Annotated in this window: 33 protein-coding genes and 2 pseudogenes; 9 read left to right on the top strand and 26 right to left on the bottom strand. The window is 43.9% G+C overall.

All coding sequences use genetic code 11. The features are described 5' to 3' along the window. Positions 1-20: 20 nt before the first annotated feature. Positions 21-485 (bottom strand): hypothetical protein, encoded by a 465-nt coding sequence (locus tag BGM23_RS03405; RefSeq protein WP_074794341.1) that lies wholly within the window; start codon positions 483-485, stop codon positions 21-23. A gap of 282 nt (positions 486-767) precedes the next feature. Between BGM23_RS03405 and amtB the strand changes: the two genes are divergently transcribed. The 3 genes from amtB (at position 768) to bcrC (ending at position 3,108) form a co-directional block, all read left to right on the top strand. Beyond that, positions 768-1,982, top strand: a complete 1,215-nt coding sequence (gene amtB, locus BGM23_RS03400) for an ammonium transporter AmtB (RefSeq protein WP_015251031.1) — start codon at positions 768-770, stop codon at positions 1,980-1,982. Positions 1,983-1,993: 11 nt separating this feature from the next. After that, on the top strand, positions 1,994-2,344 hold the full coding sequence (locus tag BGM23_RS03395; protein WP_003221829.1) for a P-II family nitrogen regulator: 351 nt from the start codon (positions 1,994-1,996) through the stop codon (positions 2,342-2,344). A 182-nt stretch (positions 2,345-2,526) separates the two neighbouring features. Continuing rightward, positions 2,527-3,108, top strand: a complete 582-nt coding sequence (gene bcrC, locus BGM23_RS03390) for an undecaprenyl-diphosphate phosphatase BcrC (RefSeq protein WP_024573494.1) — start codon at positions 2,527-2,529, stop codon at positions 3,106-3,108. A 40-nt stretch (positions 3,109-3,148) separates the two neighbouring features. On the opposite strand, the gene BGM23_RS03385 is transcribed toward bcrC, so the two are convergent. Both BGM23_RS03385 and spoIIQ read right to left on the bottom strand, forming a co-directional pair. Next, positions 3,149-3,571: a VanZ family protein gene (locus BGM23_RS03385; RefSeq protein ID WP_029726047.1), complete on the bottom strand. Its 423-nt coding sequence runs from the start codon at positions 3,569-3,571 to the stop codon at positions 3,149-3,151. 110 nt (positions 3,572-3,681) lie between these two features. Next, complete coding sequence (gene spoIIQ / locus BGM23_RS03380; protein ID WP_029726048.1) at positions 3,682-4,554, bottom strand: stage II sporulation protein SpoIIQ; 873 nt, start codon at positions 4,552-4,554, stop codon at positions 3,682-3,684. Positions 4,555-4,695: 141 nt separating this feature from the next. Between spoIIQ and BGM23_RS03375 the strand changes: the two genes are divergently transcribed. From BGM23_RS03375 to BGM23_RS21735, 3 genes are all read left to right on the top strand, one after another. After that, positions 4,696-5,187, top strand: a complete 492-nt coding sequence (locus BGM23_RS03375; RefSeq protein WP_072692832.1) for a GNAT family N-acetyltransferase — start codon at positions 4,696-4,698, stop codon at positions 5,185-5,187. Continuing rightward, a complete protein-coding gene (locus BGM23_RS03370; protein WP_029726050.1) occupies positions 5,184-5,681 on the top strand; it encodes a DUF5362 family protein in 498 nt (165 codons plus the stop codon). Before BGM23_RS03375 ends, BGM23_RS03370 begins: the two co-directional genes overlap by 4 nt. A 158-nt stretch (positions 5,682-5,839) precedes the next feature. Next, the gene (locus BGM23_RS21735; protein WP_032678712.1) at positions 5,840-5,971 is read left to right on the top strand and encodes a hypothetical protein; all 132 of its coding nucleotides are present in this window, start codon (positions 5,840-5,842) and stop codon (positions 5,969-5,971) included. On the opposite strand, the gene BGM23_RS03360 is transcribed toward BGM23_RS21735, so the two are convergent. Next, positions 5,968-6,402 carry a YwnF family protein gene (locus BGM23_RS03360; RefSeq protein ID WP_015251026.1) on the bottom strand — a complete coding sequence of 145 codons (435 nt, stop codon included), beginning with the start codon at positions 6,400-6,402 and terminating at the stop codon, positions 5,968-5,970. The genes BGM23_RS21735 and BGM23_RS03360 overlap by 4 nt on opposite strands. 241 nt (positions 6,403-6,643) lie before the next feature. Here BGM23_RS03360 and cls point away from each other — a divergent pair, with 241 nt between their 5' ends. After that, positions 6,644-8,092 carry a cardiolipin synthase gene (gene cls, locus BGM23_RS03355; RefSeq protein ID WP_003243311.1) on the top strand — a complete coding sequence of 483 codons (1,449 nt, stop codon included), beginning with the start codon at positions 6,644-6,646 and terminating at the stop codon, positions 8,090-8,092. Positions 8,093-8,112: 20 nt separating this feature from the next. On the opposite strand, the gene mta is transcribed toward cls, so the two are convergent. Next, positions 8,113-8,886: a transcriptional activator Mta gene (gene mta / locus BGM23_RS03350; protein WP_029726051.1), complete on the bottom strand. Its 774-nt coding sequence runs from the start codon at positions 8,884-8,886 to the stop codon at positions 8,113-8,115. A 144-nt stretch (positions 8,887-9,030) separates the two neighbouring features. Here mta and BGM23_RS03345 point away from each other — a divergent pair, with 144 nt between their 5' ends. Further along, positions 9,031-9,414, top strand: a complete 384-nt coding sequence (locus BGM23_RS03345; RefSeq protein WP_014478231.1) for a DUF5362 family protein — start codon at positions 9,031-9,033, stop codon at positions 9,412-9,414. Between the two features lie 34 nt (positions 9,415-9,448). Here BGM23_RS03345 and BGM23_RS03340 read toward each other — a convergent pair whose 3' ends face one another. From BGM23_RS03340 to BGM23_RS03245, 20 genes and pseudogenes are all read right to left on the bottom strand, one after another. Further along, the gene (locus tag BGM23_RS03340; RefSeq protein WP_029726052.1) at positions 9,449-10,090 is read right to left on the bottom strand and encodes an NAD(P)-dependent oxidoreductase; all 642 of its coding nucleotides are present in this window, start codon (positions 10,088-10,090) and stop codon (positions 9,449-9,451) included. Between the two features lie 67 nt (positions 10,091-10,157). Next, positions 10,158-10,559 (bottom strand): Rrf2 family transcriptional regulator, encoded by a 402-nt coding sequence (locus tag BGM23_RS03335; protein ID WP_003227734.1) that lies wholly within the window; start codon positions 10,557-10,559, stop codon positions 10,158-10,160. A gap of 134 nt (positions 10,560-10,693) precedes the next feature. Continuing rightward, positions 10,694-12,403, bottom strand: a complete 1,710-nt coding sequence (gene ureC, locus BGM23_RS03330; protein WP_046663993.1) for an urease subunit alpha — start codon at positions 12,401-12,403, stop codon at positions 10,694-10,696. Beyond that, complete coding sequence (gene ureB / locus BGM23_RS03325) at positions 12,400-12,774, bottom strand: urease subunit beta (protein WP_003227726.1); 375 nt, start codon at positions 12,772-12,774, stop codon at positions 12,400-12,402. The genes ureC and ureB overlap by 4 nt, the downstream gene beginning before the upstream one ends. Next, entirely contained in the window at positions 12,771-13,088 is a 318-nt protein-coding gene (gene ureA / locus BGM23_RS03320) for an urease subunit gamma (RefSeq protein WP_033884912.1), read from the bottom strand. The genes ureB and ureA overlap by 4 nt, the downstream gene beginning before the upstream one ends. Before the next feature lie 191 nt (positions 13,089-13,279). After that, a pseudogene (locus BGM23_RS21730) lies at positions 13,280-13,440 on the bottom strand (hypothetical protein). Between the two features lie 278 nt (positions 13,441-13,718). Beyond that, positions 13,719-13,887 (bottom strand): annotated as a pseudogene (locus tag BGM23_RS22330) (urea ABC transporter substrate-binding protein); the annotation flags it as partial. Between the two features lie 211 nt (positions 13,888-14,098). After that, positions 14,099-14,287, bottom strand: coding sequence for a stress response protein CsbD (gene csbD / locus BGM23_RS03305; protein WP_003227718.1), 189 nt, complete (start codon positions 14,285-14,287; stop codon positions 14,099-14,101). Between the two features lie 72 nt (positions 14,288-14,359). Next, on the bottom strand, positions 14,360-14,839 hold the full coding sequence (locus BGM23_RS03300) for a hypothetical protein (RefSeq protein WP_003244390.1): 480 nt from the start codon (positions 14,837-14,839) through the stop codon (positions 14,360-14,362). 153 nt (positions 14,840-14,992) lie between these two features. Next, positions 14,993-16,126, bottom strand: coding sequence for a response regulator aspartate phosphatase RapB (gene rapB / locus BGM23_RS03295; protein WP_015251020.1), 1,134 nt, complete (start codon positions 16,124-16,126; stop codon positions 14,993-14,995). Between the two features lie 191 nt (positions 16,127-16,317). After that, the gene (gene moaA, locus BGM23_RS03290; protein ID WP_003243488.1) at positions 16,318-17,343 is read right to left on the bottom strand and encodes a GTP 3',8-cyclase MoaA; all 1,026 of its coding nucleotides are present in this window, start codon (positions 17,341-17,343) and stop codon (positions 16,318-16,320) included. Between the two features lie 15 nt (positions 17,344-17,358). Beyond that, entirely contained in the window at positions 17,359-18,147 is a 789-nt protein-coding gene (gene fdhD / locus BGM23_RS03285; protein WP_003227709.1) for a formate dehydrogenase accessory sulfurtransferase FdhD, read from the bottom strand. A gap of 246 nt (positions 18,148-18,393) precedes the next feature. After that, a complete protein-coding gene (locus tag BGM23_RS03280) occupies positions 18,394-18,555 on the bottom strand; it encodes a hypothetical protein (RefSeq protein ID WP_003227706.1) in 162 nt (53 codons plus the stop codon). Positions 18,556-18,649: 94 nt separating this feature from the next. Further along, positions 18,650-19,324, bottom strand: a complete 675-nt coding sequence (locus tag BGM23_RS03275; RefSeq protein WP_029726055.1) for a vWA domain-containing protein — start codon at positions 19,322-19,324, stop codon at positions 18,650-18,652. A 52-nt stretch (positions 19,325-19,376) separates the two neighbouring features. Continuing rightward, a complete protein-coding gene (locus BGM23_RS21725; protein WP_003227702.1) occupies positions 19,377-19,517 on the bottom strand; it encodes a hypothetical protein in 141 nt (46 codons plus the stop codon). 130 nt (positions 19,518-19,647) lie between these two features. Continuing rightward, positions 19,648-20,331 carry a vWA domain-containing protein gene (locus BGM23_RS03265; RefSeq protein ID WP_024571497.1) on the bottom strand — a complete coding sequence of 228 codons (684 nt, stop codon included), beginning with the start codon at positions 20,329-20,331 and terminating at the stop codon, positions 19,648-19,650. Between the two features lie 385 nt (positions 20,332-20,716). Next, a complete protein-coding gene (gene spoIID, locus BGM23_RS03260) occupies positions 20,717-21,748 on the bottom strand; it encodes a stage II sporulation protein D (protein WP_029726056.1) in 1,032 nt (343 codons plus the stop codon). 195 nt (positions 21,749-21,943) lie between these two features. Further along, entirely contained in the window at positions 21,944-23,254 is a 1,311-nt protein-coding gene (gene murA / locus BGM23_RS03255; RefSeq protein ID WP_029726057.1) for a UDP-N-acetylglucosamine 1-carboxyvinyltransferase, read from the bottom strand. A 33-nt stretch (positions 23,255-23,287) separates the two neighbouring features. After that, complete coding sequence (locus BGM23_RS03250; protein WP_019712590.1) at positions 23,288-24,028, bottom strand: YwmB family TATA-box binding protein; 741 nt, start codon at positions 24,026-24,028, stop codon at positions 23,288-23,290. Between the two features lie 134 nt (positions 24,029-24,162). Further along, on the bottom strand, positions 24,163-24,393 hold the full coding sequence (locus BGM23_RS03245; protein ID WP_003227691.1) for a DUF1146 family protein: 231 nt from the start codon (positions 24,391-24,393) through the stop codon (positions 24,163-24,165). Between the two features lie 169 nt (positions 24,394-24,562). Between BGM23_RS03245 and BGM23_RS03240 the strand changes: the two genes are divergently transcribed. After that, positions 24,563-25,036 (top strand): hypothetical protein, encoded by a 474-nt coding sequence (locus tag BGM23_RS03240; RefSeq protein ID WP_032678717.1) that lies wholly within the window; start codon positions 24,563-24,565, stop codon positions 25,034-25,036. 33 nt (positions 25,037-25,069) lie between these two features. Here the strand turns inward: BGM23_RS03240 and BGM23_RS03235 are convergent, their stop codons facing one another. After that, complete coding sequence (locus tag BGM23_RS03235) at positions 25,070-25,468, bottom strand: F0F1 ATP synthase subunit epsilon (protein WP_014478254.1); 399 nt, start codon at positions 25,466-25,468, stop codon at positions 25,070-25,072. Between the last annotated feature and the right edge of the window lies 1 nt (position 25,469).

The following is a 25,469-nucleotide window of genomic DNA, read 5'->3' as shown; positions in this document are numbered from 1 at the left end:
CACAGTAATCATAAGGGGCGTCATCGCTTCATCACCTGCCTGCTGTCTATCGGTTCCTGCCTAAAAATGCCCATGAATTTGCGGCGGTCCATCCAAAGCAGAAGAAGACACATAACCATTAATATCGTGCTAAGATCCTGCACGCCAATATCAAAACAATAGTTAATCAAGACGATGTTCACAATAATGGGCATAAAAATAACCGCCCCTAATGCAGCCGTTCGCGGAATCAGTAATAAAACAGCTGCCAGGATTTCACCAAAACCTATAAACAGTTCATAGACATGAGAATAACCGAAAAATGTCCACGCGATCGTAAACCCCTTCCCGGCAGCCGCCTCGATTTCAGGCGTCACCTCGCCAAACTGGCCAATTACCACTTTCGCCAGACCGTACACGAAAAAATTAAAGGCTAAAAACAATCGGAACGTCGCGGGAATCGACTTGCGTAATGCTCTCCTCAGCCTGCCGCCTTTATTCATCATACATCCCCCTCAGTGTATTATTTGATGTAGTACACTTAATACAGTATAGAGTATTCTAATTAATGTCAATTCCCTTTTCTGCTCATATGAATAGCTTCTTTTATAGATATAAAGTCTTATATAGTGAAAAATGCCGCTCTCCTTTCTTTCCGTCCCTCGATAACATTCCTTAAAAACCATGTCAGGAAATCTTACATGAAAATGTTTTATCATTCTTTTTTCTCTATAATGAAGAAATATAATAATTGCAATTTAATTCTGAAAGATACGGAGGAATGAGACATGCAAATGGGCGATACAGTTTTTATGTTCTTTTGCGCTTTACTCGTGTGGCTGATGACCCCGGGATTAGCGTTATTTTATGGAGGAATGGTAAAGAGCAAAAATGTGCTGAGCACTGCCATGCACAGTTTCTCTTCCATTGCCATCGTTTCCATCGTTTGGGTGCTGTTCGGATATACACTTGCCTTCGCACCAGGCAATTCAATCATCGGCGGGCTGGAGTGGGCAGGCCTCAAAGGGGTCGGATTTGATCCGGGAGATTACAGCGATACCATCCCCCACTCGTTATTTATGATGTTCCAAATGACGTTTGCCGTTCTGACTACAGCGATTATTTCCGGGGCCTTCGCAGAGCGGATGCGATTCGGCGCTTTTCTTTTATTCTCGGTTTTATGGGCCTCTTTGGTTTACACACCCGTAGCGCACTGGGTATGGGGCGGCGGCTGGATCGGCCAGCTTGGAGCGCTCGATTTTGCTGGCGGCAATGTTGTTCATATTTCCTCCGGTGTGGCAGGACTTGTTCTTGCCATTGTGCTCGGCAAACGGAAAGACGGTACAGCGTCTTCTCCGCATAACCTCATTTACACCTTCTTAGGAGGAGCTTTGATTTGGTTCGGCTGGTTCGGCTTTAACGTCGGCAGCGCTTTGACTTTAGATGGTGTAGCCATGTACGCGTTCATCAACACAAACACCGCGGCTGCAGCCGGGATCGCCGGCTGGATCTTAGTAGAATGGATCATTAACAAAAAACCGACAATGCTCGGAGCGGTATCTGGCGCAATCGCCGGGCTTGTCGCCATTACGCCGGCTGCCGGATTTGTCACACCGTTCGCTTCTATTATTATCGGCATCATCGGCGGGGCAGTTTGTTTCTGGGGAGTATTCTCGCTTAAAAAGAAATTCGGATACGACGACGCGCTTGACGCCTTTGGCCTGCACGGGATCGGCGGCACATGGGGCGGAATCGCAACAGGATTATTCGCAACAACCTCTGTTAACTCAGCGGGCGCAGATGGGTTATTTTACGGTGATGCAAGCTTAATCTGGAAACAAATCGTCGCCATCGCCGCCACTTATGTTTTTGTATTTATTGTCACTTTCGTTATTATTAAATTTGTAAGCCTCTTCCTTCCCCTTCGCGCAACTGAAGAAGAAGAGTCACTTGGGCTTGACTTAACGATGCACGGGGAAAAAGCATATCAAGATTCTATGTGAGGAGTGACGCTATGAGCGGTCAAATGTTCAAGGTAGAAATTGTAACGCGTCCGGCAAATTTTGAAAAGCTGAAGCAGGAACTCGGAAAAATCGGAGTGACCTCTCTGACTTTCTCCAATGTACACGGCTGCGGCCTTCAAAAAGCACATACGGAGCTCTATCGAGGGGTAAAAATAGAAAGCAATGTATACGAGCGTTTAAAAATAGAAATTGTGGTCAGCAAGGTTCCTGTTGATCAAGTGACTGAGACCGCTAAAAGGGTGCTGAAAACGGGATCACCGGGTGACGGTAAAATATTTGTCTATGAAATCAGCAATACGATCAACATCCGCACAGGCGAAGAAGGACCTGAAGCACTTTAATATCGGTACGAGATTCGGACACTCCGGATCTCTTTTTTTTGTGCACAGAATCCCCCCCAGAAACCGCGATTCCTCTTCGAATTCTCTTCAAGCGCCGCTATTTCAGACAATCTCTATTTTTATTTGAAACTTTTCATGAGTAAGATTAGTCTACTAAATATAAAAATGTAAAAGGTGATTATTTGAACTACGAAATTTTTAAAGCAATCCATGGACTATCTCATCACAATTCAGTTCTCGATTCCATTATGGTCTTCATCACGGAATATGCCATTGTCGCCTATGCCCTTATCCTATTGGCAATCTGGCTGTTTGGGAACACACAAAGCAGAAAACATGTGCTATACGCAGGCATCACAGGAATTGCAGGCCTTGTGATCAACTATTTGATTACGCTTGTTTATTTCGAACCGCGCCCGTTCGTTGCGCATACAGTGCATACACTGATTCCGCATGCTGCGGATGCTTCATTTCCAAGTGACCATACGACAGGTGCATTAGCGATTTCTATTGCGATGCTTTTCAGAAACCGCAAAATCGGCTGGCCGCTTGTCATTTTTGGGCTTTTGACAGGCTTTTCGAGAATTTGGGTGGGACATCACTATCCGGTAGATGTATTGGGCAGCCTCGTTGTCGCCATCATTATCGGGTTCCTTTTCTTTAGATTTTCAGATCTGCTCCGCCCGTTCGTCGATTTGGTCGTAAGGATTTATGAAACCATTATCAATAAACTGACGAAAAAACCAACCGATCAAAATTTCTAAGAAAGACAAAAGCCGGCGTCTTTAACCAAGACAGCCGGCTTTAATATTTCTCATACATCTCTTGTTTTCTTCGCTTCGCCAACACATATAAACCATAAAACAATCCAATTCCAACAGCATCGATGAGCACATCCCGGATACAACCATTCCTGCTGAAGAAGAGCTGAAGAACTTCTGTGAAAAAAGCAAACGCGAATGAGCCGGCTGCAGCTGATCTTATGCTGCCCCGCTGTTTCCACAGCAAATAGGTCAGCACAAAGAAGGAAAACGCGTGCCCGATTTTTTGAATAAGCGCTTCAGGTATAGCAAGCTCTGTAAAATCCATGTCTAAAAAACGAGACATATCAGGGTGCGGCTGAAAATGAAAAGCCACCGTTTGTGACACGACCATGCCGCTGAAGCTTTCCGTACAGACAGAGAGCAGGATAAAAAAGATCCAGCCTGCGAGCAATAGGCGGTTCATGACATAACCTCCTTTATAACGTACGTGCCTACATGTAACTACATAGACGGTAAAACAAAGCAAAAAGTAACAGAAAAAAACGCCCATCACAAGGATAGACGTTTTATTCATTAAGACTGTTCAGTGTCTTCTGTTGTGCTGCTTTCTTTAGAACCAGATTTGTCAGTCGAATCATCCTTTTTCTCACCGGATTTTTCTTCTGTTCCTTTTTCAGTTGATCCGTCCTTTTTCTCGGAAGATTGCTGAATGGATTCTTCTGTTTCTTGGGTGGCAGCTTTTTCTTCAGCAGCTGCTGCTTTTTCAATAGAAGAAACTGGTTTGTCCATAAAGTTTAACGGATTCATTGCGACCCCATCTTTACGGATTTCAAAGTGCACGTGGTTTCCGCTGTCTTCACTGTAAAGGTTCTTGCCAGATTTTCCGATCACTTGATTTTGTTTTACTTTGTCACCTTGCTCAACGCTTACTTCGGAAAGAGATTGATACACAGTCGATAAACCGTCGGCATGTTCTACTTCCACAACATATCCCAGCACTGGATCTTTTTCAGCTTTAACAACCGTACCGCTCAGAGAAGCAGAGACATCGAAATCTTTCCCGTCTTTCTCAGCTAAGTCAATTCCTTTGCTTAGGCTGTACGTGTTATTATAGGTAACGAGTGCTGCTTCTTTCTCTTCTTTTGCGGCATCGGTTTCATAGAACTTTTTCACAACAGAAACGTTTTCAGAATCAACAACCGGCATTGCGACATTTTCCATTGACTTTCCTACTTCAACTGCATCGTCGTTGTTGTCATATGCGGATTTTCCGCCGTTATCAGCCAACTGATCCTTTACCTCATCATTTGAAACTGATTGATACCAAAGGACAGCTGTTAAAATGACGGCCGCACTGACTAAGTAAATTGCAGGGAACACCCAGCGTTTACGAAAAAACTGCTGAAGTTTTTTGACTTGAGAAGTTTTCTTTTCTTCCTCTCTCATTGTTTCATCACCTCAGCAACATTCTGAACACTTTTCTGAAAATATATACAACCTATCCAAAAAAACTTTTTTAGATGTAGTTTGCACAGACTGAACGAAAATATGTATTTTTTTTGAGAGGAGTGCCAAAAACGTATGAACATGACATTGCGTCTTGCTGAACATAAAGACTTGGAGGCTGTTGTGGCGATTTATAATTCAACGATTGCTTCTCGAATGGTAACAGCCGATACCGAACCGGTAACTCCTGAAGACCGGATGGAATGGTTTTTGGGACATACAGAGTCACGCCCGCTCTATGTGGCCGAGGACGAAAACGGAAACGTCGCTGCCTGGATCAGCTTTGAAACATTTTATGGAAGGCCAGCCTATAATAAAACAGCGGAGGTCAGCATATACATTGACGAAGCATGCCGCGGCAAAGGTGTTGGATCATATTTGCTTCAAGAAGCGCTCCGCATTGCCCCGAATCTTGGCATCCGCTCACTTATGGCCTTCATTTTCGGGCATAATAAACCAAGCCTGAAGCTGTTTGAAAAGCACGGGTTTGCAGAATGGGGACTATTCCCCGGCATCGCCGAAATGGACGGAAAAAGATACGATTTAAAAATTTTAGGGAGAGAGCTTTCATGATTAGTCTGGATAAAGATGAAAACGAAATTGAAAATCATAATGAAGAAAATAGCCTTGTTGAACAGGAGACCCGCCAGCTGAGCGCCTCCGCTGTCAAGTCGCTATCCGACATTGCCAAGTGGGGCAAAATTTCTGGCATCTTGTTAATCATTATGGGATCGCTTGTCACTCTGTCTGCTTTGATGACAGTGATTGGCGCCATCCCGGGCGTACTGCTCATTATATCAGGCGTATTTTTGATGCGCTCAGCAAAAGCAGCCGCGGAAGCCGAAGGAAATCTAGCCGGCAGCGCTGGCGAAAGCATGCTTGAAAATTACGGGACATTTATAAAAATGCAGCTGTTTTATGCAGCATCCAGTATCGTTACTGTCCTGATCGGGATCATTGTAGCCATTTTCGTGCTGGTGGTAATCGGCATTGCTGCTTTTGAGAACACGCCTTCGTATGAAGATCCGGATTCCTATTATTATGAGGATGATCCGGTGTTTGAATAATGATGAGACAGGACAGGGCATGCGTTCCATATAAACGGAACCATGCCTATTTTATTTGACTATTCAAAGCAGGCCGGCGTAAACACCAAATCCTGAAGCAAGCATACAATAGACATCTCTAGTAGTGGAAATCAACAAAGCAACGCTGTTACCCAGAAATGAATATCAAAAAAACGGATGAAGTCGGAATCAATCCGAAACCGCACTTTTTATTTCGGGTGTCTGCATGCAAAAAAACACACCCGGATCGTCTGGAAAATCCCAGAAATCCGGGTGCATCTCTTCTTTAATACATTTTTTTGCGTCTGTCTTCCTCAGTCAAAAATTCAACAAAACTCCGCATCGCAAAAGGCTCTTCCTTTATTTGTCGTGCGTAGGAGCTTTTCCGCTCTTCTGAAAGGATTTCGCTCTTTTTGATCCTGTTCAGCATATAGATGTGAACCGTTTTTTGGATTTGTTTATGCTGATAGCCTGCCTCTTTAAAAAATGCGAGCCCGAGCGCCGCCAAAATGGCGAATATGCCTGCGCTGATCAGGGACTCCCTGTCAGCTGAAGCATGAAATAGAAAAGCAGCTAAATTAAAGAGAGAGAACGCAGCAAGCGGAATAGCAAGAAAACGGTAAATGACGGTTTTTTTCATGAAAGGCTGTACGGCCTTTTGAATTTTTTGCATTTCTGTTTTGATGAACCCCGGCATTTGTTCGACTCTGTAAAAGTTCATATAATCCTCCCCCTTTATTTGATGTTTCAAGCTTCACGAACGTTACATATGTGTTTATTTTAACGCAGGTGCAAGCTGGTTTTAAAGAAATCTGCCCGTATTTTTCACGAAGAATCTGGATCGCCGCTCTTTATTCTTTTAAAATGTGAGTGTTATAATTTGTAATGGGAATCAGATCACTGTTATTCATGGAATACTAATGGCAATCTTCTTGATAAATATGAATGAGCGGGGTTACAAAGTGAGTATTTCTTCCATCCTTTTATCACTTTTTTTCATTTTAAATATTCTTTTGGCCATCATTGTCATCTTCAAAGAACGGCGCGATGCCAGTGCATCTTGGGCGTGGCTGCTTGTTCTTTTCTTTATTCCCGTTTTAGGCTTTATTTTATACTTATTATTCGGCCATAATCTCAGACGCAAGCATTTGTTTCAATGGGAAGACCGGAAAAAGATTGGAATTGAAAGGCTGCTGAAGCATCAGCTTGAAGATTTAGAAACCAAGCAATTCCAGTTTAACAACCGGGCAACCTTTGATAACAAAGATTTAATTTATATGCTGATTATGAATAACCATGCTGTGTTTACAGAGGATAATTCAGTTGACGTCATTACAGATGGACGGGATAAATTTCAGCGGCTGCTGAGTGACATTTCAAAGGCTAAGGATCATATCCATTTACAGTATTATATTTATAAAGGCGATGAATTAGGCAAAAAATTGCGGGACGCTCTCATCCAAAAGGCAAAAGAAGGTGTTCAGGTCAGAGTGCTTTATGATGAACTCGGGTCCAGAACGCTGAGAAAAAAGTTTTTTAAAGAGCTTCGCGAGGCTGGCGGGCATGTGGAGGTCTTTTTCCCGTCAAAGCTCAGGCCGATTAACCTGCGGCTGAATTACCGAAACCATCGAAAGCTTGTGATCATAGACGGAATGACCGGTTATGTCGGAGGCTTTAACGTCGGAGATGAGTATCTAGGGCTTAATCCGAAATTCGGTTATTGGCGGGATACGCATATCCGACTGCAAGGAACGGCCGTGCACGCCATCCAAACACGATTCATCCTTGACTGGAACCAAGCTTCTCATCACCATACGCTGACATATATTCCAAATCACTTTCCTGATTACGGCCCAAAAGGCAACGTCGGGATGCAGATTGTCACAAGCGGCCCTGATTCGGAATGGGAACAAATTAAAAATGGCTACATCAAAATGATTTCGAACGCCAAGCGTTCCATTTTGATACAAACACCTTATTTTATCCCAGATGCAAGCCTGCTGGATGCTTTAAGGATCGCTTGCCTTTCGGGCATTGACGTTAACATTATGATTCCGAACAAGCCCGATCACGCCTTTGTATACTGGGCGACACTTTCGTATATCGGCGATCTGCTGAAAGCCGGAGCCACTGTCTATATTTACGATAACGGCTTTATTCACGCGAAAACCATCGTGGTGGATGACGAAATCGCTTCAGTCGGCACAGCGAACATTGATGTCCGAAGCTTCAGGCTGAATTTTGAGGTTAATGCATTTATTTACGATATCACCATTGCTAAAAAACTGGTTTCAACTTTTAAAGAAGATTTGCTAGTATCCAGAAAATTCACCTATGAGGAGTATCTGCAGCGCCCGTTGTGGATTCGAATAAAAGAATCCGTCTCGCGGCTGTTGTCGCCGATCTTATAAGATGCGAAAACCCCCAGCCTTTACGGCCGGGGGTTTTCCTGATGGTCACAGTAAATGATGATCGCCTCCCGCAAAAAAGCGGCAAGACCTTCTCCATATTGATTGATTGAATCGGTAAATCGCTCGTCAGTGATATACACTTCCCCGAGTCCTCTGAAAATGTCGAGTGTGCAATCGTAATGATATTGGCAAATATGATCGCGAAATGCCCCCACTGCGGCCTGAACCTCTGCATCATCGGGCCCATGCTTCATTCGCGCCGCAATTCGTCTGTAAATCGAATCAAATTCAGCCATGATCGAGCGCCAATCATCTGCCGAGTATGCAGATGTCCTTTTCTCTGTTTCTTCTGCGATTTCCTTTCCATACAGCTTTCTGACTTCATCAGCGTATGTCTGCTGGTGCTCTTCAATGTCTTTCATGCTTAATCCGGCAAATAAATCTCTCTTATTCATCGTTTCCCCTCCATCAACGGACAAAAGCGTCCTGTCAATTGTTTGAATCATCTCATCCATTCTTTGTTTTTTCTTCATCAATATCTCCTTTTGCGACTGAAGTGCCGCTTTCCGGTCAAAATTCGGATGATCCAGCATCTCTTTAATTTCATCCAAACGAAACCCGATTTCCTTGAAAAATAAAATCTGTTGCAGTCTTTCCAGGTCTGCGTCACTGTACAAACGATACCCAGCATCAGTAAGCGCTGAAGGATTCAGAAGCCCAATATTGTCATAGTGATGAAGCGTCCGAATGCTAACGCCTGATATCTCCGCCACTTGTTTAACTTGATATTTCATACATAACACCTCCTCTTTTTTATCGTAAACAATCACGCAACGTTAGGGTCAATCCCCAAAATGTTATTTTCTATATACAAAACTTCTCACAAATAGTGTATAAAAGAAAAGTGAGTATTTTTTTGTAAAGGGGAGCCAGTATACATGAATCCTGAAACAATGAACAAAACCCTCATCAGCATTTCGAAATGGGGAAAAGCTACAGGCATTTTATTTATTATTATGGGCGCAATTACCGCGCTTTCAGGCGCGTTCATTTTTCTAATCGGTGCCGTGCCAGGCGTACTGCAAATTATTTCCGGTATCTTTTTGATGAGGTCAGCTAGGGAAGCAGGCCAAATGGCTGAACACAATAGCGGACAGTCTGAAGACTTAATGCTGGAGAATTACGCGAAATTCGTAAAGATGCAAGGGATTTATTTGATCGTAAGCATTGCTGTATCCATTCTTGCGATTATCGCCTTCTTCATCTTTTTAATGCTTGGGATTGCTGACGGCCTTTTCAGCGATACGTACAGCACTTATTAATGAGAAAAACCCGGAGCTGGCTCCGGGTTTTTTATTATTCCGCTTCGCTTACCACTGTGAAGCGTTCATTTTTGTGTTCGGGATGTTCAAGCTCGTCCAACACGGCAATGGCATAATCTGCATAGCTGATATAGCTGTCGCCTTTTGCATTTACGATGACATTGTCTTTTCCTTTTTGGTAAGAGCCAGTCCGTTTTCCTGCTGGATCAAAAAATGCCGCAGGACTGAGGAACGTCCAGGAAATGGAGTCTGTCTGCTGCAAATCTTTCAGGTTCTCGCCTTGATTTGATGCGGTTGGCAAATATTCTTTCGGAAATTCCGGCGTATCCATTAAACGGGTTGTTTTGGCTTCATCAACAAACAGGCTTCCCGCTCCGCCAACAACAAGCAATCTTGTGTGCTTCGCGTCCTTTAAGATGTTGATGAGTGCTCTTCCTGCTTCAACATGAAGATGTTCTTGGCCGGGTGCTGCTCCAAAAGCGTTTACGACTGCGTCGAAAGGCTTGATGTCTTCCGCAGTCAGTTCAAACACATCTTTTTCCAAAACCGCTACGTCCTGCCCCTGCACTTTTGAAGCGTTTCTGACGATGGCTGTCACTTCATGGCCTCTTGTTTTCGCTTCTTTCAAAATCTCGTTTCCCGCTTTCCCGCTTGCGCCTATAATACCAATTTTCATTTTTCATTTCCTCCTTATTTGTAACAATTTCAGTTACATGTTAACGGTGAGAAGTCATCCCTTTTGATTAAAAGAGATGATTCATAACATCTTTTAATGACTTGCTCGCCAGTTCATTTTCCATCGCTCTTTGCACACTTTCAAACGTTTCATCCAGAGCGTTCTGAATTTTTTTCCCTACCGGACATTTCGGATTCGGGTTTTCATGAACCGCAAAGAGTTCTTCTTGCTTTTGGACAGCCCGGTACACTTCTAAAAGAGAAATATCAGCAGGATCTTTTTTGAGGCTTGCACCCGGCACCCCGGCGCGTGATGTGAGAATATCAGCTTTTTTCAGCAGGCTGATCATTCTTCGCACAACTACCGGATTCGTGTTGACACTGTCTGCAATGATTTCTGAAGATGTTTTTTCATCCATCGAGATGAGGGATAAAATATGAATGGCAACAGCAAGACGGCTGTTAATCATGTTTTTTCACCACCGTTGTAACTATAATAGTTACATTTGATTCGTTTGTCAACATCTAATATACACTAAATACACTTGTTTTGTGCACCGTTTTTAGTCAATAGAACGGCCGGATGCACTCCGGCCGCGTCTTATCAGAATAAGAAATATCTTTGTCCAAGGGGGACATAATCGACAGGCTGGCAAGACAATTCCTCCCCGTCAGCAAAGACCTGATAGGTTTTTGGATCAATCTCAATCTTCGGCAAAGCCGAATTCAGCTTCATATCCAGCTTGCTCAGCTTTCTGATATTTTTGACTGGAGAAATCCTTTTTTCCAGCCCTAAGCTTTCCGCCACACCACGCTCTATGCTTGCCTGAGACATAAATGTAATCGAGGTTGAGCGGTTGGCTTTTCCGTAAGACGCATACATTTGGCGCATGAAAACCGGTTCAGGAGTCGGGATGGACGCGTTCGGATCTCCCATTTGCGCACGTGCAATCATGCCGCCCTTTAAGACCAGTTCCGGTTTTACGCCGAAAAATACCGGGTCCCACAGAACGAGATCAGCAAGCTTCTCTTTTTCCACCGAGCCGACTTCATGGCTGAGCCCGTGCGTAATTGCCGGATTAATCGTGTATTTGGCAATGTACCGTTTTGCGCGCACATTGTCATTTCCGTTTTCGCCGGCAAGAGCGCCGCGCTGTTTTTTCATTTTATCGGCTACCTGCCATGTTCGGATGATCACTTCACCGACCCGCCCCATCGCTTGGGAATCCGATGATGTCATGCTGATCGCACCGATATCATGGAGAATATCCTCCGCGGCAATCGTCGCAGCCCTGATTCTGGAATGGCTGAACGCCACATCTTCAGGCACTTTCGCATCTAAATGGTGGCAGACCATCATCATGTCAAGATGCTCATCCATCGTATTAACGGTATAAGGAATGGTTGGCGTTGTAGATGACGGCAGAATGTTCGCGTAAGAGGCGAGCTTCATAATATCCGGGGCATGGCCGCCGCCTGCACCTTCAATGTGATAAGTATGAATGACCCGATCCCCGATTGCGTCGAGCGTGTTTTCCAAAAAGCCCGCTTCGTTAATCGTATCGGTATGGATGGCAACTTGAATATCAGCCTCGTCCACGACTTCCATACACGTTTTAATGGCGCTTGGCGTCGTGCCCCAGTCTTCATGGAGCTTAAGGCCGATGGCGCCTGCTTCCACCTGCTCGATCAGCGGCGCTTTATCGGATGCATTCCCTTTCCCTAAGAAGCCGACATTGATCGGAAACTCCTCGGCCGCTTCCAGCATCCTCGCCATATACCACGCGCCGGATGTACAAGTTGTCGCTTTGCTGCCTGTCGCGGGTCCAGTTCCGCCTCCCAAAAGGGTCGTCACACCTGAAGAAAGCGCAACTTCCATCTGCTGAGGACAAATAAAATGAATGTGCGTGTCCACTCCCCCGGCTGTTAAAATTTTGCCTTCACCGGAAATCACCTCTGTACCCGCTCCGATGACCATGTGCGGATCGACTCCATCCATGATATCAGGATTTCCGCTTTTTCCGACACCAACAATCCGGCCGTCTTTCACACCGACATCCGCTTTGATAATGCCTGTGTAATCCAATAGCACGACGTTGGTGATAACCAAATCCAAAGCGCCGTCCTTCCCTGTGATTCTGCCGTTTTGGCCCATGCCGTCTCGGATAGTTTTTCCGCCGCCAAAGATCATTTCTTCACCGTATACTGTGAAATCCTTTTCGACTTCGATCCATAAATCCGTGTCGCCCAATCTGATTTTATCGCCCGTTGTCGGGCCAAACAGTTCCGCATATTCCTCCCGTGACATTTTCATCGGATTACACCCTCCATCCAGCCGGCTTGTTTTAAGTTGGCCAACGTTTTTTCTTTGCCGCGTTCATCGATAAACGTGTCGGCCATTCCGTTCAGCCCTCTAATTGTCTTGCGTCCTCTGATTTCCACTAGTGAGACCGTTTTCTGCTCTCCCGGCTCAAAACGGACCGACGTGCCTGATGGAACATCAAGACGCATGCCGATCGCCAGCTCACGGTCAAATAATAAAGCCCCGTTGGCCTCCGCAAAATGAAAATGCGAACCGACTTGAATGGAGCGTGATCCGGTGTTTTTTACCGTTACCTCCCGTATCTCACGGCCTTCATTAATCGTAATGGTTCCCTCAGCAATTTGAAATGCTCCCGGCTTCATGACTTCACCTCCGCAGAAATTGGCTGATGTACCGTAACAAGCTTTACACCATCCGGAAATGTGGCCTCCACCTGAATGCTGTCCAGCATCTCAGCGACACCCTCCATCACATCTTTTTCCGTTAATACATGGCGGCCGGCTTCCATCAGCTCTGCTACTCCCTTCCCATCACGTGCGCCTTCCATAATAAAGCAGGTGATATAAGCAGCAGCCTCAGGATAGTTCAGCAGAACGCCCCGCGCCTTTCGCTGTTTGGCTAATTCCCCCGCTGCAAAAATGAGCAATTTTTCTTGTTCAACCGGTGTCAGTTTCATCTGTAGTCCTCCTTCTTTTGTCATATAAAGCAGATGCGGCTACTACGAATTTGCGGAACAGTCAGGCGGGACATCACCTCCCTTTCTTCGAGAATGGGGGTCATACGGTAAGATGCCTTTCAAAGCGGCATGCCGTTTCTTTAGGCCTTCCCATGGTAACAGCCGTTCCCCTGTCGATCACAGAAAGATAGTCAGCACAGATTAACGCGTTTTCCAGACTGCGCCCGACTAAGATAACAGAAATGTCTTTTTTTCTGGAAATTTCTATAATAACTTGTCTGACTAGTTCGACAATTAAAATCTGAATTCCTCCCAATTGTTCATTAAGTAAAATATTTTTCAGATTTACCATCAGCGCTCTGGTGATTGCAAGCTGCTGCTGTTGGCCGCCTTTTCGTTTTGAACAAACGTTTGATTAAAATAAATAGCCCCCCCTGTTTAGCCGGAGTCGGCCTAATACAGCAACAATCTGCCCCGGGTGAACCTCCATGCTAAGGCTGTGCTAAACCATCGATTGGTCATAACCAGACGTTACATTCCTGATGGCAGCCTGTTGTTTTGCTCCGCAACCGGAAGCATGGCATGGAAGCCAGTCTGAGGCGCCGCCCTCCACGATACCGAGAACCCGACTATTGCCATTAACTCCGTATCATGGACGGTCACTTCGCTGATCGCCACCGTTCCTCTTAACAAGTGAAGAATTCCGGCCTTCACTGAATCCCCGCTTGTGTCGATATCAACTGTTTTTTCGCACTCCCGTGGCTTCCGACACTTTCTTCGGTGCAGTACATTCCGTCATCAAAACCCCTTTGTTTGATTTCTCAAATGATGTAATAAAAGTTTACAACTTATGTCATTATTATATAGAAGAGGCCTATTAATTCAAAGAATATTTAAAAAATTTAGTTACCTTGACCAAATCAGCTTCTTTTTTTGTTATATTTATTCACATCAGAAAAATCGAACAAAAAAAGACAAGAAACATTTCGTTTCCTGCCTCTTCCGTACGATTAATCTTTATCTGAAAATTTATCCTTGGCTTTCCCGATATCCTTTTGGATTTCGCCTTTCGCCTTATCTTTTTTGCCTTCAGCCTGCATGTCCGTTCTGTCAGCCATATCTCCGACTTTATCCTTCACTTCTCCTTTGGCTTTATTAAAGCCGCCCTTCATTTTGTCTTTTACACTATCGTTACCCATGTTAATTCTCCCCTCTCAATTATGTGTGTACTTGTTACCTTCCCGATCTGAGAGGCAATAAACATTCTAATGTTATTTATCGATTTCGTAGCGCTCTCCGTAACGGAGCACCTTGTATATCGCCAGCCCGTCTGATGACTTTTTCTCCGAATATCGGACCGGCAGCAGGGCAAAAAACACATAATACGTAGAAAAATAGACAAACTGATAGAAAAACACATTCGGCTTTAATACACTGTGTATAATCAGCAGATTGATTGCAAAAATCGTGATGAGGTTAAACAAGCAGCCCCCTGCATACACGAGTGCATTTGAGAATCGATTGTCAATTTTCAACTCCCCGTACCGGCAAAAAGAATCGATAAAATAAATCGTTCTGAACCGTATGGGTCCAATTTTAAGCAGCGTTTTTCCCATGCCTATATCCAACGATCCTTTTCCGCCAAAAATAAAAGCCATAAAGCTGTGCCCTGAAACATGTATAATCTGTACAAGCGGCAAAACAATGAGGAAAGACCACAGAAACTTCACCATATCATTAAAACCAAACATTGAATTCCCCCTCACGTGCAGATGCATCCCAAAACGGCTTTTGTTCAAAAAACAGTGCTGTAGCGATTTTTCCTGTTCTCCCCGGAAATAAACGTTCCGATGCTCCCCTTTTTTTGCATAAAAAAAAACCATCTGCCAGCAGATGGTTTTGTCTCATACTTCATATAAACAATCGTTCCTTTGAATCATCTCTCTCATGCTGACCGCTTTTTCATAAAAATACACCGCTTCTTTATATTGTTCGCGATGACTGAAATAAGAGGCAGCATCTAAAGCAAATTCTTCAATATATACATACAGGCCCTTTTCTTCCATATAATCAAATACTTCTTGAATCATATCCAAATTGACAGATTCCACATATAATGCCTGCAGAAATTTATATTTTGCCAGACTGAAGAAGTCGTTTCGTTTTTGGGCAATGGCAATCCCTTTTTCATAGTACCGTATCGCGGCTTCGCTATCTTGTTTTTTGAAAAGAACGCGAGTCAGGCTGAAGAGCGCTTTTGGAAGCTGTTCCAGCTGATAATCCTCGAAGACAGGAAGCGCTTTTTCAAAGTATTCGGCGGCCTGATCCAGCTCCCCCTTGTCATCATAGCAATTACCAATATTATAAAGGGCTGATCCGATCAAACGGGGCTGTCCTTCCAATAAAGCAAGGCGATACGCGTCATCTAAATGTTCAAGCGCTTTTTCATAATTTCTGTAGTCAATGTAGTTTCCTGATATGACGAAATGGCATTGAATTCTTCTGACTCTGTAAAAATCGTGAGCCTTATACGTCTCCAGCGCCTGTACGGCATGGTTCATGGAAAAGTGCGTCTGCTTCATAATATAAAAGACTTCCGCCACTTTAAAATGAAATTCCGCTCTTTCAATTTCATCTTCTACAAACGCAAGCATCTTCTCAGCTTTCCGATAAAAGGATATAGCCGAGATGTAATTGTTCTGTTCAAATTCGTACATTCCTCTAAACAAGTGAAAATAATACTCAGATAATCCGGAGATGCTGTCCTGATTGCTTTCCAGCGTTTTGATCAATTCACGATATTGAAGCTGAGATTCCTCGTGCAGGTCAGGCTTTACATAATCCAGCATAATTTGGTGCCGGTAGCTGATCAGCTGATAATACAGGAGAAGCAGCTGATCCTCTTCCATCTGTTCGATATCTAGATCAATTTCTTCTTTCAGTTTTACGGCATCAGCCACTTGAAATGCTAAAATGTGCTTATACCACTTATTGATTTTCACTCCTACTTGAGATGACGGGATCTCGTACGCGGCCATGCCCCTCCAACCCTTTCTATTTTCTAATTGGTTATATTTTATCATAATGTATGGCTTTGGAATTAAATTTTCTTACAATGATTCCTTCTTTATGCCTATCCTTATATATTTCGGTTTTTCTACGTATTTTTTGCACTCGGATTCTAATAAAAAAGCTTACCGGACAGTGCCGATAAGCTTTTGACTTCAAATTAACCGCCAATATAAGACATTTCCACTTTCTTTTTGCCAGATGCTTTTGATAGCGTACGATCGACTGAATACTGATCGATCCGATTTTTCCATACTGTCCCGATCATTTCTGATAGTTCGTCATCACTTAATTCCTGGCGAACCGGAGCTCTGAGGTCAAATCCGCTTGAAGCGAATAAGCAGGTAAACAGCTCTCCTCTCGCAGAAAGACGGGCTCTGTTGCAAGATCCGCAGAATGCATCAGATACAGATGATATGACGCCAATTTCTCCGGAGCCGTCCAAGTAGCGGAATCTGGAAGCCACTTCGCCTATATAATTAGGCGCTATCGGCTCAACCGGCATGTGTTTATTGATCAAATCTATGATTTCCGCCTTTGTCATGACGTCTTTCTTTTCCCATTGGTTGGTGTTGCCTACGTCCATAAATTCAATGAATCTCAGGATATGCCCTTTTTCTTTAAAATAACGGGCCATAGGCAGTATATCTTTTTCATTGACGCCCTTTTGAACGACCATATTGATTTTAACACCGAGCCCCGCTTGCTTCGCCGCTTCAATGCCTTCCAGCACCTTGCTGACAGAAACACCGCGCCCGTTTATCTTCTTAAAACGCTCGTCTTCTAAAGAATCAAGGCTGATCGTAACCCTTTTCAGCCCAGCCTCCTTGAGCCTCTTAGCATAAACAGGCAGCAGTGATCCGTTTGTCGTCATCGCGATGTCACGAATACCCGGTATGCGGGCCAGTTTTTTGATTAATTCCGGCATATCCTTTCTCATGAGGGGCTCTCCGCCGGTCAAGCGGATTTTTTCAACGCCAAATCTTGTGACAAACAATGTCGCAAGCCGTTCCAGCTCCTCAAATGAAAGCAGCTCCTCTTTCTTTAAAAAAGGATAATCCGGGCCGAATAATTCGGCGGGCATACAGTACGTGCATCGGAAGTTGCAGCGGTCTGTAACAGAAATGCGAAGGTCTCTCAGCGGTCTGTTTCTTTTATCCAACATCTGACGCGACTCTGTAATCATAGCTACAGCCCCTTCCTACTCCCTGATTCTCTCAGGGTGTGTATATACATTAAATGATCCGTTTCTGACAAATCCAATCGCTGTGATATTCAATTCTTCAGCCATTTGAATCGCAAGCTCCGTCGGGGCCGATTTGGAAATGACAATCGACACGCCGATTTTGGCCGCTTTTAACAGGACCTCTGATGAGATTCTGCCGCTGAACACAATCAGTTTGTCGCGTACGGACATCCCGTTTAGAAGGCAGTGTCCGTATAGTTTATCAAGTGCGTTGTGCCGACCGATATCGGTGCGCATCAACAGAAGCTTCTCTGTGTCGCAAAGCGCCGCATTATGGACGCCTCCCGTATCCTGAAACGTCCCGCTCCCTTGCTGCATGTCTTTCATAAGCGCCAGACATGCCTCAGGCGATATCTTGATTTGGCTGACAGCCGTCTTGGCTGTTTTGACATCCTGCTGAAAATAAAAATGACGGCCCTTTCCGCAGCATGAGCCGATCACCCGTTTCGTATAATCCTTTTGATCCAATGTCTCAGGGTGAACGAGGTCGACATATACAAAACCGAGACTTTCATCTATTGTAAACCTTTTAATTTCTTTTTGAAATCGTATAACACCCTCTGATGCGAGAAATCCGATGACAAGCTCTTCGATATGCTCAGGCGTACAAACGAGCGTCACAAATTCACTGCCATTCAGTATCACTGTCAAAGGGAATTCCGTCACCATCCGGTCTTCTACTTTGCTTATTTCCCCTTGTTCATAGCGCCATACATCCCTGACCGCAGTTACTTTATCGTTCAATGTCTATTCCCCTCCGCAATGTTCCTGCCTTTATATTTTTTCACACTCCTCGGATTTTGTCGAATTCTGAGACATAAAAAAGAGCCCTCTGTATAAAGGGCTTTCACAGGATGTGATGACGGCGGTGTTTAGGCAGGGCGCCTAAGCATTTAGCTGCCGTTCCTTTTATACCACGTGAGCACCAATGTGCATTGACAACGAACGCGGGGTTTGTCGACACGCTGAGACACCTCTGTATAAAGGACTCTATGTTTGATTATGCTGATTCTTTTTCAGAACCGTAAACAGCACAATAGCTGCGATCAAGGTGAGAATGCTGACAAAAAAGAAGGCTGCCAGTTTTAGAAGAACACCAAGCAATATGAATGCAACGGTTGCTATAAGAAAAATCATTCCGAATAATTTCATATGTTCAACCCCTTTTTAGGGTATCATTCCCGCCCAAACTGTTTTTAAACCAATAAAAAAAGGCGCCTGGGGGAGCGCCTGATCTTTAGGTTCCTTACTCAGTAAATTTTTGTGCTTCTTTTTCCCAAGCCTGTTCGAACTCATCCGCACTGTTCGCTGAAATATATTCTCCACCGCCAGCGACAGCTGCTTGTTTCAACTCTTCATTACCCTTGACATCAAAGTTGAAGCCAATGATGTTTACAATCGTATCCACATTTGATGCACGGAGCTTTTCGATTTCTGCCGCAGGGTCTCCGCCGCACGTTTCTTCACCGTCAGTGATTAAATACACCACGTTTTTCCCGTCTGCGTCAAATGCCTCAAATTCTTTTCTTGTGTCTGCAAGTGCTTTGGCAATCGGTGTCCATCCAGTCGGCTTGAGCTCACTCAATGAATTGTCAAACAGGGATCCTTCATATGGATGAAGGCCGTAAATAGTTTCCGTCGTACTGCACGAAAGGGCTTTACCGGACAGTTTATTATTCCCTGCATGCCCGAAAACGCGAAGCATAAGATTTGTATCCTTCGGAAGAAGTTCGGCAAAAGATTTTACTGATTTTTTGGCAATGTCTATTTTGCGCTCTCCTCCTGTTTTTTGAACCATACTTCCGCTTCCGTCAAACAAAACAGCTACATTTGTATCAGCCTGTTTCTCAGCGGCAAAAGACGGGGAGGCAATGGAAACAGTCAACAATCCAATGATACCGGCAGCCAGCAATTTTTTCATATGATTACTTCCTTTCTTTTTCATATTTTCCAACTATATGTTGGATTCTTCTTTATGCTAGAATACGAAAATGCAAAAAGATATAGGACATGCTGCCTTTTGTGCTGCTTTCACGATCTGTCCAAAATCGCTTGAAATGCCGTTCATTTTTAGCCATTTCCGCCCAGAAAGCATAAACAGCTTGTGTGATCATTCATTCTTTTTTCGCCTTGATTATGACAGAAAAACGGAAATCTGCTACTATGCTACAGGCAGACAGCTAATTAGTTTTGAAGTTTTTGTTACATACAAAAAGAGGCTGACCATCACCAGCCTCTTTTTTCTTATTTAGATAACATTAGTGATTGCTGAGTGAAAATTTTCTCAACATCTTTTTGGGTATAAGCCGGGAAGTATTCACCGCCGCCTACTTTCGCAATTGCGTTCAGCTGGCCTTTGTATCCCTCTTTATAATCAAAGCCGATCACATTAACAGTGATATTGTCTTTTTGCAGTTCCTTTGCTGTTTTAATCGGGTTTCCTCCGCACGTTTCCTCACCGTCTGTCAACAGATACACCACTTTTTCCCCTTTTGCATCAAGCTGGTCAAAAGAAGATTTCGCCTCGTTCAGCGCTTTGGCAATTGGCGTCCAGCCAGTCGGCCCAATTGTATTGAGAGAATTGAGGAAGCTTTGCTCGTTAAAGCTTTGGAAGCCGTATACGTTGCGAATGGCTTCACATGACTGAACTTTTCCGGAATTTTTATTGTTTCCTTCAGAGCCAAACACGCTCATTTTCACCTGAGTTCCTTCTGGCAGTGAGCTCGCAAACTTTGAAATTTCTTTTTTGGCTGAATTAAATTTAGATACACCGTCTATTCTTTTCGCCATACTTCCGCTGGCATCAAGCAAGACCGCCACGTTCGCCGGCGCTTTAGCCTCCGTTTCTTTCTTTTCAGCTGCAAAAGCAGGTGAAGTTAATCCAAAAAGCAATCCTGTCATCATGATCAGTGAAAATCTTTTCTTCATGTTCGTACCCCTTTACCAATTTGTTTCTGCGTGCAGATGTTCAACGCTGAACATAATCTATCGTAATCAACAAAAACCGAGAAATAAATAGGGCGGGCTTCCCCATTGCTGTTGTTTACTTTTGCATAGAAACCTATGTTTTTATTAGTGATTTCCACCTAACGCCCCTATGAAAAGAGAAGATTGTCCGCCTTTCGGCTTTCGTTATATGAGTCTGTCGAAGTCTGTCGACACATGTGGATGACTTTACCACAATCTCAAAGCCTGAAATCAGGAAAAAAGGACTGATCCTTAAAGACGGTCAGAAGCTCCTCTAAACCGTTTCAGCTGCTCTTAGATAAAAGACATTCAAGAACAGAAAAAGACGCCCAATGAGCGTCTTTTTCTACTTTTTCGCCATATATTTATTCAAAAACGCATCTGCCTCAGAAATTTGTGTGCCTTGGTAATAGTACTTTACAATGTCATCAACCGTTTTGCCTTCTTTGGCCATAAAATTCGCTCCGTATTGGCTCATCCCCACACCGTGGCCAAATCCTCTCGTCGTGACTGTAATTGTGTCTCCATTTCGCTTCCATTCAAAATCGGCGGAGTTGAGACCCAACTTTTCACGTATGTCTCTTCCTTTCAGCGTCTTGCCGTTAATGACGGCAGTTGCAACCTGGTGGCCCGGTGTCTCGCCGGTAATCTTCCCTACTGCGCTAGATCCATCCAGCTTGACGCCAAGCTTTTGCTGAAATTCTGCCGCTGTAAAGGTTTTCGTTGCCTTATATTTCGGAGACTTTTTATCCCATGGGCTTTTGACGCTTTTTAGATATGGGATAGCACTTGTCCAATATGCTTCTGCATTCTCTGTGTAGCCGTTGCTTGTGGAGAAAAAGGAGGCTTCAATCGGCTGGTTGTTGTACGTTAAGATTTTGCCTTGCGTACTGGCTACCGCAGCTGTGATTTTCTTCAGTTTTGTCTCATAGCTTGTGCCCCACTGTTTTTTCAGCTCCGCTTTGTTTTTATACACCTGGAACATCTGTGTATCATCCACCAGTGAGCCTTTAGGAGCCTCAACCGCTGAATTTGACACCATCAGTCTGACAATAAATGTTCTGGCGGCGAGGGCCTGGGCTTTCAGTGCTTCAGATTCAAAGGTTGCCGGCATTTCGGAGGCGACGACTCCAATCACATACTCTTCAAGCGGAATGTTTTCTACGGATTGATTTGCGGTTCGATAGACGGGAATAGAAACAGGTGATGCTTTCAATGTTTCTGCTCCTTTCGATGCTGGTTTCGTGCTGACTGCTGTCTTTTCTGATTCTACGCTGGCCCCCGCTTCCTTATTATGCTGGAATGGCATAACCAAGAGTGTGGGAACCAAGAGAATCAATGCACATAGTACGGATAGTGTGATTGCGAATTGTTTCATATTCAGCTGCCTCCTGCTCGGGATTCGACTCTAGTCTAGTCTATGGGCAGGGACAAGCTAATATGACTCTCGTTTTGGACAGAAACTTTATTTGTCATTTACGTATTCTTTTTTGCTATTTTGCGCATAATGATGATAATACACAAAAAATAAAAAACCAGTATGCCAGAGTGACATACTGATTTTCAAGTAAGTTTATGCATTTAAGTCAGAAACGACTTCTTTATTCTCTTGCTCAGAAGCAGACTCATCATTTACACGTTCGATGTCTGCGCCCAGAGCGGCAAGCTTCTGATGGAAATCAACGTAACCGCGGTCTAAGTGCTTCAATTCAGTAACACGTGTGTGACCTTCAGCCACTAACCCCGCAAGAATCAGCGCTGCACCTGCACGCAAATCAGTCGCTGCAACTTCAGCTCCCTGAAGCTGTACAGGACCGTTAATGATGACAGAACGTCCTTCAATCTTGATATCACCATTCATACGGCGGAATTCTTCCGCATGCATAAAACGGTTTTCAAAAACGGTTTCTGTAATCATGCTTGTGCCGCTTGCACGAAGCAGAAGCGCCATCATTTGTGACTGCATATCAGTCGGGAAGCCCGGGTGAGGCATTGTTTTGATGTCAATCGGTTTAAGTTCTTTCGGGCCGATGACACGCAGACCTTCACCTTCATCCTTAATTGTTACACCCATCTCTTCCATTTTTGCAATTAAAGAGGTGAGGTGTTCAGGAACCGCTCCTTTTACTAATACGTTTCCTTCAGTGATTGCAGCAGCAACCATAAATGTGCCCGCTTCAATACGGTCAGGAATAATATGGTGTTTTACGCCGTGAAGCTTTTCGACTCCTTCAATTTTGATGGTGCCGGTGCCAGCTCCGCGGATTTTTCCGCCCATGCCGTTGATATAGTTTGCTAAATCAACGATTTCGGGTTCTTTTGCCACGTTTTCCAGCGTTGTTGTTCCTTCAGCTAGAGCGGCTGCCATAATCAGGTTCTCTGTAGCTCCTACACTTGGGAAGTCCAGATAAATTTTTGCGCCTTGCAGTCGGCCTTTTACTTCAGCTTCAATGAAGCCATTACCGACTTTGATTTTTGCGCCCATTGCTTCAAAACCTTTTAAATGCTGATCAATCGGTCTGGAACCAATTGCGCATCCGCCCGGAAGTGCAACTCTTGCATGACCTGTACGCGCAAGAAGCGGCCCCATGACAAGCACAGACGCACGCATTTTACGAACATATTCAAAAGGTGCTTCAGTTTGCAAAGCGTATGAAGCATTTACAGTCACTTCATTATTTTCAAAATGCACATCTGCTCCTAAATGACGCAACACTTCGTTAATTGTATATACATCGGAGAGCGTAGGTACATCACAAATTACGCTTTTTTCTTCACTTGCTAATAAAGATGCAGCGATAACAGGTAAAACGGCATTTTTAGCGCCTTCAACTTTGACTGTGCCGTTTAACTTCTGACCGCCGCGGACGATGATTTTTTCCAAGGTATTCCCCTCCGCGTCCCTAAATTCTCTATATTAATATTCAGTCGTAACGATTGGTGTGCCAACCGTAACGGTATGTTTTCCGCCCATTCCTGCACTTCTAAGTGCAATTTGCAAATTCATTTTATGTTTCGAGGTCATAATGTACTCTTCCCACTCATCTGTAAACGCAGAAATAGAAACGAAATTTGGCTCAACTACATGTTCTACTGATCTTGCTTGAAATTCATTTAATAACTGATTTGCTTTTTTTTGCAAAACAATATTCATATTATCATCTAAGTGACCATTTAGACAAGTAAAAATAACTACTTTTTCTTGGAATATCCCAAGTGTCTCCCGTTCAAACTGTTCATATGTATCATTCCAGCTATCCGGTGTCTCTAGACTCATTTGCTCATATAATAAATACGAAGTTGGATTGTGTTTTTTGAGGGTTGTGACAAGCTGCAGTCTAAAAGAAGTACGATTTTTTTTGTCAGTATATGTGCCAATTGCCTTTACGACTTTATCTTCCTGTGCAATCGTCCAATCATATTGACGATACTCTGATTTTAAACGTTGCACTTTTTGATAAAATTCTTTTTCGGTCAGTGACATGTTTTGTTTTGCATGCAATGTCCACTTATCTATTGACACATCTTGGCGTTCCATCCCCTCTGCCATTTGTGCTAACGGCGTTAATTCACTCGCATGAATGGTATGGAAAACAGCAATGACGAAGCTTAACATGACGGAAATGATAATAGCGTGGCTTACTTGTTTTTTCTTCATGTTCATCTCTCCCCCTTATCCCCAGTTTTACCGGAGGCAAGAGGCGCCATACGTAAAAATCTTCGTCAAAACTCGAGCTATTGCTTCAACCCGCTTCCTGCAACCATTCCCATGATGACGATGGTCAAAACCTATTAAAATAGATAGGGAAGCTGCTGTGAATAATTGAGATAATCTAAAAAGAAATTGGCAACGGCCGTTCCAATGGCAATTGTCAGCAAAATCATCAGGAGTCTTGCCTGCACGACTTTGCCTTTTTTGATTAACGGATCTATATTGACGGCTTGCAACGCCCACCAAGTCACTGCTATAAAAATCAGGTGAACGACAATGCCGATTGCAGCCTGCTGTCCCAATACACTCATCTATTACACTCCTTTCTCTGCGTTCATACCCTTTCTTATTATATAAGAAGCACAGATAAAGATGATACATTTTATACAGAACGGAATAATCAGCCAAATCTAGGGCTAATCCCCGCTTAAAGTGCGATTCTTTTACATGGTATACTTTATTGGAAAGGAGCTGGCAAATGTGAATCATTCTTTTTTTCAGCCTGAAAAGCAATATGGTGAGGACCTGCCAATTTTTGATCAGGAATGGGAAGCAATTGCATTCTATTATGATTATAGACAGTCACAGATTGAAGAACTGAATGAATTGTGTCAGTTTTTTAACATTTCTCTTACCTATACGAGAGAAAGCCTTGAAGAGCTTGAAAACCTTTATTTTCAAAGTATACAAGAGCTTTTGCTTGCTGATTGGAATCTTCCTATTGAAGAATTCGAGAAAATGATCAGTGTTTATCTTATAGATTGCGTGATTGCCCGCCATGAAGATGCTGAATGGGTTGTAAAACCTTATCCCTATAAAGACGGCGCTTATACACTTGGCTTTAGAAGACATCACAAATCGTGGCATACAATGAATGCCTGTGATGGTTTATACCTGCGCCAAAAAGAGAATCGCCCGCTGTTATCGCTGTTTGATTCTCTTGTGCGTTCATAAAAAAATCCTTCTCTTTATGAGAAGGATTTTTTCTTATTTCCCTGCTACATCCAATCTGTTCAAAGCCCGCTGTAACGCAAGCTCAGCCCGACGAATGTCAGTATCATCTGATTGAGAATTCAAACGCTCCTGCGCCCGCTGGCGTGCAGCTTCAGCGCGCTCTTTATCGATGCCTTCTGCTGTCTCGGCAGCCTGGGCAAGGATGGTGACCTGATCAGGACGGACTTCGACAAATCCGCCGCTGACGGCAACCATTTCAGTCTGCCCGTCTTTTTTCAGACGGACAGCGCCGATTTTAAGAGGAGCCACGGTTGGAATATGGCCTGGCAAAATACCGAGATCGCCGCTTTCGGCTCTCACACTCACCATTTCGATATCCGCATCGTATACTGGGCCGTCGGGAGTAACGATATTGACTTTAACGGTCTTCATG

This window comes from Bacillus sp. FJAT-14266, from assembly GCF_001719225.1.
GTDB lineage: Bacteria > Bacillota > Bacilli > Bacillales > Bacillaceae > Bacillus > Bacillus subtilis.
The sequence above is the reverse complement of the archived record's forward strand: the minus strand, read 5'-3'. Positions and strand labels throughout refer to the sequence as shown.

Coding starts and splice junctions, on each gene's coding strand:
- ureC (WP_046663993.1), bottom strand. CDS start 12,403: ATGAAAATGTCACGGGAGGAATATGCGGAACTGTTTGGCCCGACAACG.
- BGM23_RS03300 (WP_003244390.1), bottom strand. CDS start 14,839: ATGTTTGGTTTTAATGATATGGTGAAGTTTCTGTGGTCTTTCCTCATT.
- BGM23_RS03235 (WP_014478254.1), bottom strand. CDS start 25,468: ATGAAGACCGTTAAAGTCAATATCGTTACTCCCGACGGCCCAGTATAC.
- BGM23_RS21725 (WP_003227702.1), bottom strand. CDS start 19,517: ATGATCACACAAGCTGTTTATGCTTTCTGGGCGGAAATGGCTAAAAAT.
- BGM23_RS03345 (WP_014478231.1), top strand. CDS start 9,031: ATGAATCCTGAAACAATGAACAAAACCCTCATCAGCATTTCGAAATGG.
- BGM23_RS03405 (WP_074794341.1), bottom strand. CDS start 485: ATGATGAATAAAGGCGGCAGGCTGAGGAGAGCATTACGCAAGTCGATT.
- BGM23_RS03375 (WP_072692832.1), top strand. CDS start 4,696: ATGACATTGCGTCTTGCTGAACATAAAGACTTGGAGGCTGTTGTGGCG.
- BGM23_RS03245 (WP_003227691.1), bottom strand. CDS start 24,393: ATGAGTGTATTGGGACAGCAGGCTGCAATCGGCATTGTCGTTCACCTG.
- BGM23_RS03385 (WP_029726047.1), bottom strand. CDS start 3,571: ATGAACCGCCTATTGCTCGCAGGCTGGATCTTTTTTATCCTGCTCTCT.
- BGM23_RS03360 (WP_015251026.1), bottom strand. CDS start 6,402: ATGAACTTTTACAGAGTCGAACAAATGCCGGGGTTCATCAAAACAGAA.
- moaA (WP_003243488.1), bottom strand. CDS start 17,343: ATGATTACAGAGTCGCGTCAGATGTTGGATAAAAGAAACAGACCGCTG.
- ureA (WP_033884912.1), bottom strand. CDS start 13,088: ATGAAACTGACACCGGTTGAACAAGAAAAATTGCTCATTTTTGCAGCG.
- BGM23_RS03340 (WP_029726052.1), bottom strand. CDS start 10,090: ATGAAAATTGGTATTATAGGCGCAAGCGGGAAAGCGGGAAACGAGATT.
- amtB (WP_015251031.1), top strand. CDS start 768: ATGCAAATGGGCGATACAGTTTTTATGTTCTTTTGCGCTTTACTCGTG.
- csbD (WP_003227718.1), bottom strand. CDS start 14,287: ATGGGTAACGATAGTGTAAAAGACAAAATGAAGGGCGGCTTTAATAAA.
- spoIID (WP_029726056.1), bottom strand. CDS start 21,748: ATGAAACAATTCGCAATCACACTATCCGTACTATGTGCATTGATTCTC.
- spoIIQ (WP_029726048.1), bottom strand. CDS start 4,554: ATGAGAGAGGAAGAAAAGAAAACTTCTCAAGTCAAAAAACTTCAGCAG.
- BGM23_RS03370 (WP_029726050.1), top strand. CDS start 5,184: ATGATTAGTCTGGATAAAGATGAAAACGAAATTGAAAATCATAATGAA.
- mta (WP_029726051.1), bottom strand. CDS start 8,886: ATGAAATATCAAGTTAAACAAGTGGCGGAGATATCAGGCGTTAGCATT.
- BGM23_RS03395 (WP_003221829.1), top strand. CDS start 1,994: ATGAGCGGTCAAATGTTCAAGGTAGAAATTGTAACGCGTCCGGCAAAT.
- BGM23_RS03275 (WP_029726055.1), bottom strand. CDS start 19,324: ATGAAAAAATTGCTGGCTGCCGGTATCATTGGATTGTTGACTGTTTCC.
- ureB (WP_003227726.1), bottom strand. CDS start 12,774: ATGAAGCCGGGAGCATTTCAAATTGCTGAGGGAACCATTACGATTAAT.
- BGM23_RS03280 (WP_003227706.1), bottom strand. CDS start 18,555: ATGAAATTATTCGGAATGATTTTTCTTATAGCAACCGTTGCATTCATA.
- BGM23_RS03265 (WP_024571497.1), bottom strand. CDS start 20,331: ATGAAGAAAAGATTTTCACTGATCATGATGACAGGATTGCTTTTTGGA.
- BGM23_RS03335 (WP_003227734.1), bottom strand. CDS start 10,559: ATGATTAACAGCCGTCTTGCTGTTGCCATTCATATTTTATCCCTCATC.
- BGM23_RS21735 (WP_032678712.1), top strand. CDS start 5,840: ATGAATATCAAAAAAACGGATGAAGTCGGAATCAATCCGAAACCGCAC.
- rapB (WP_015251020.1), bottom strand. CDS start 16,126: ATGGCCGCGTACGAGATCCCGTCATCTCAAGTAGGAGTGAAAATCAAT.
- BGM23_RS03250 (WP_019712590.1), bottom strand. CDS start 24,028: ATGAAGAAAAAACAAGTAAGCCACGCTATTATCATTTCCGTCATGTTA.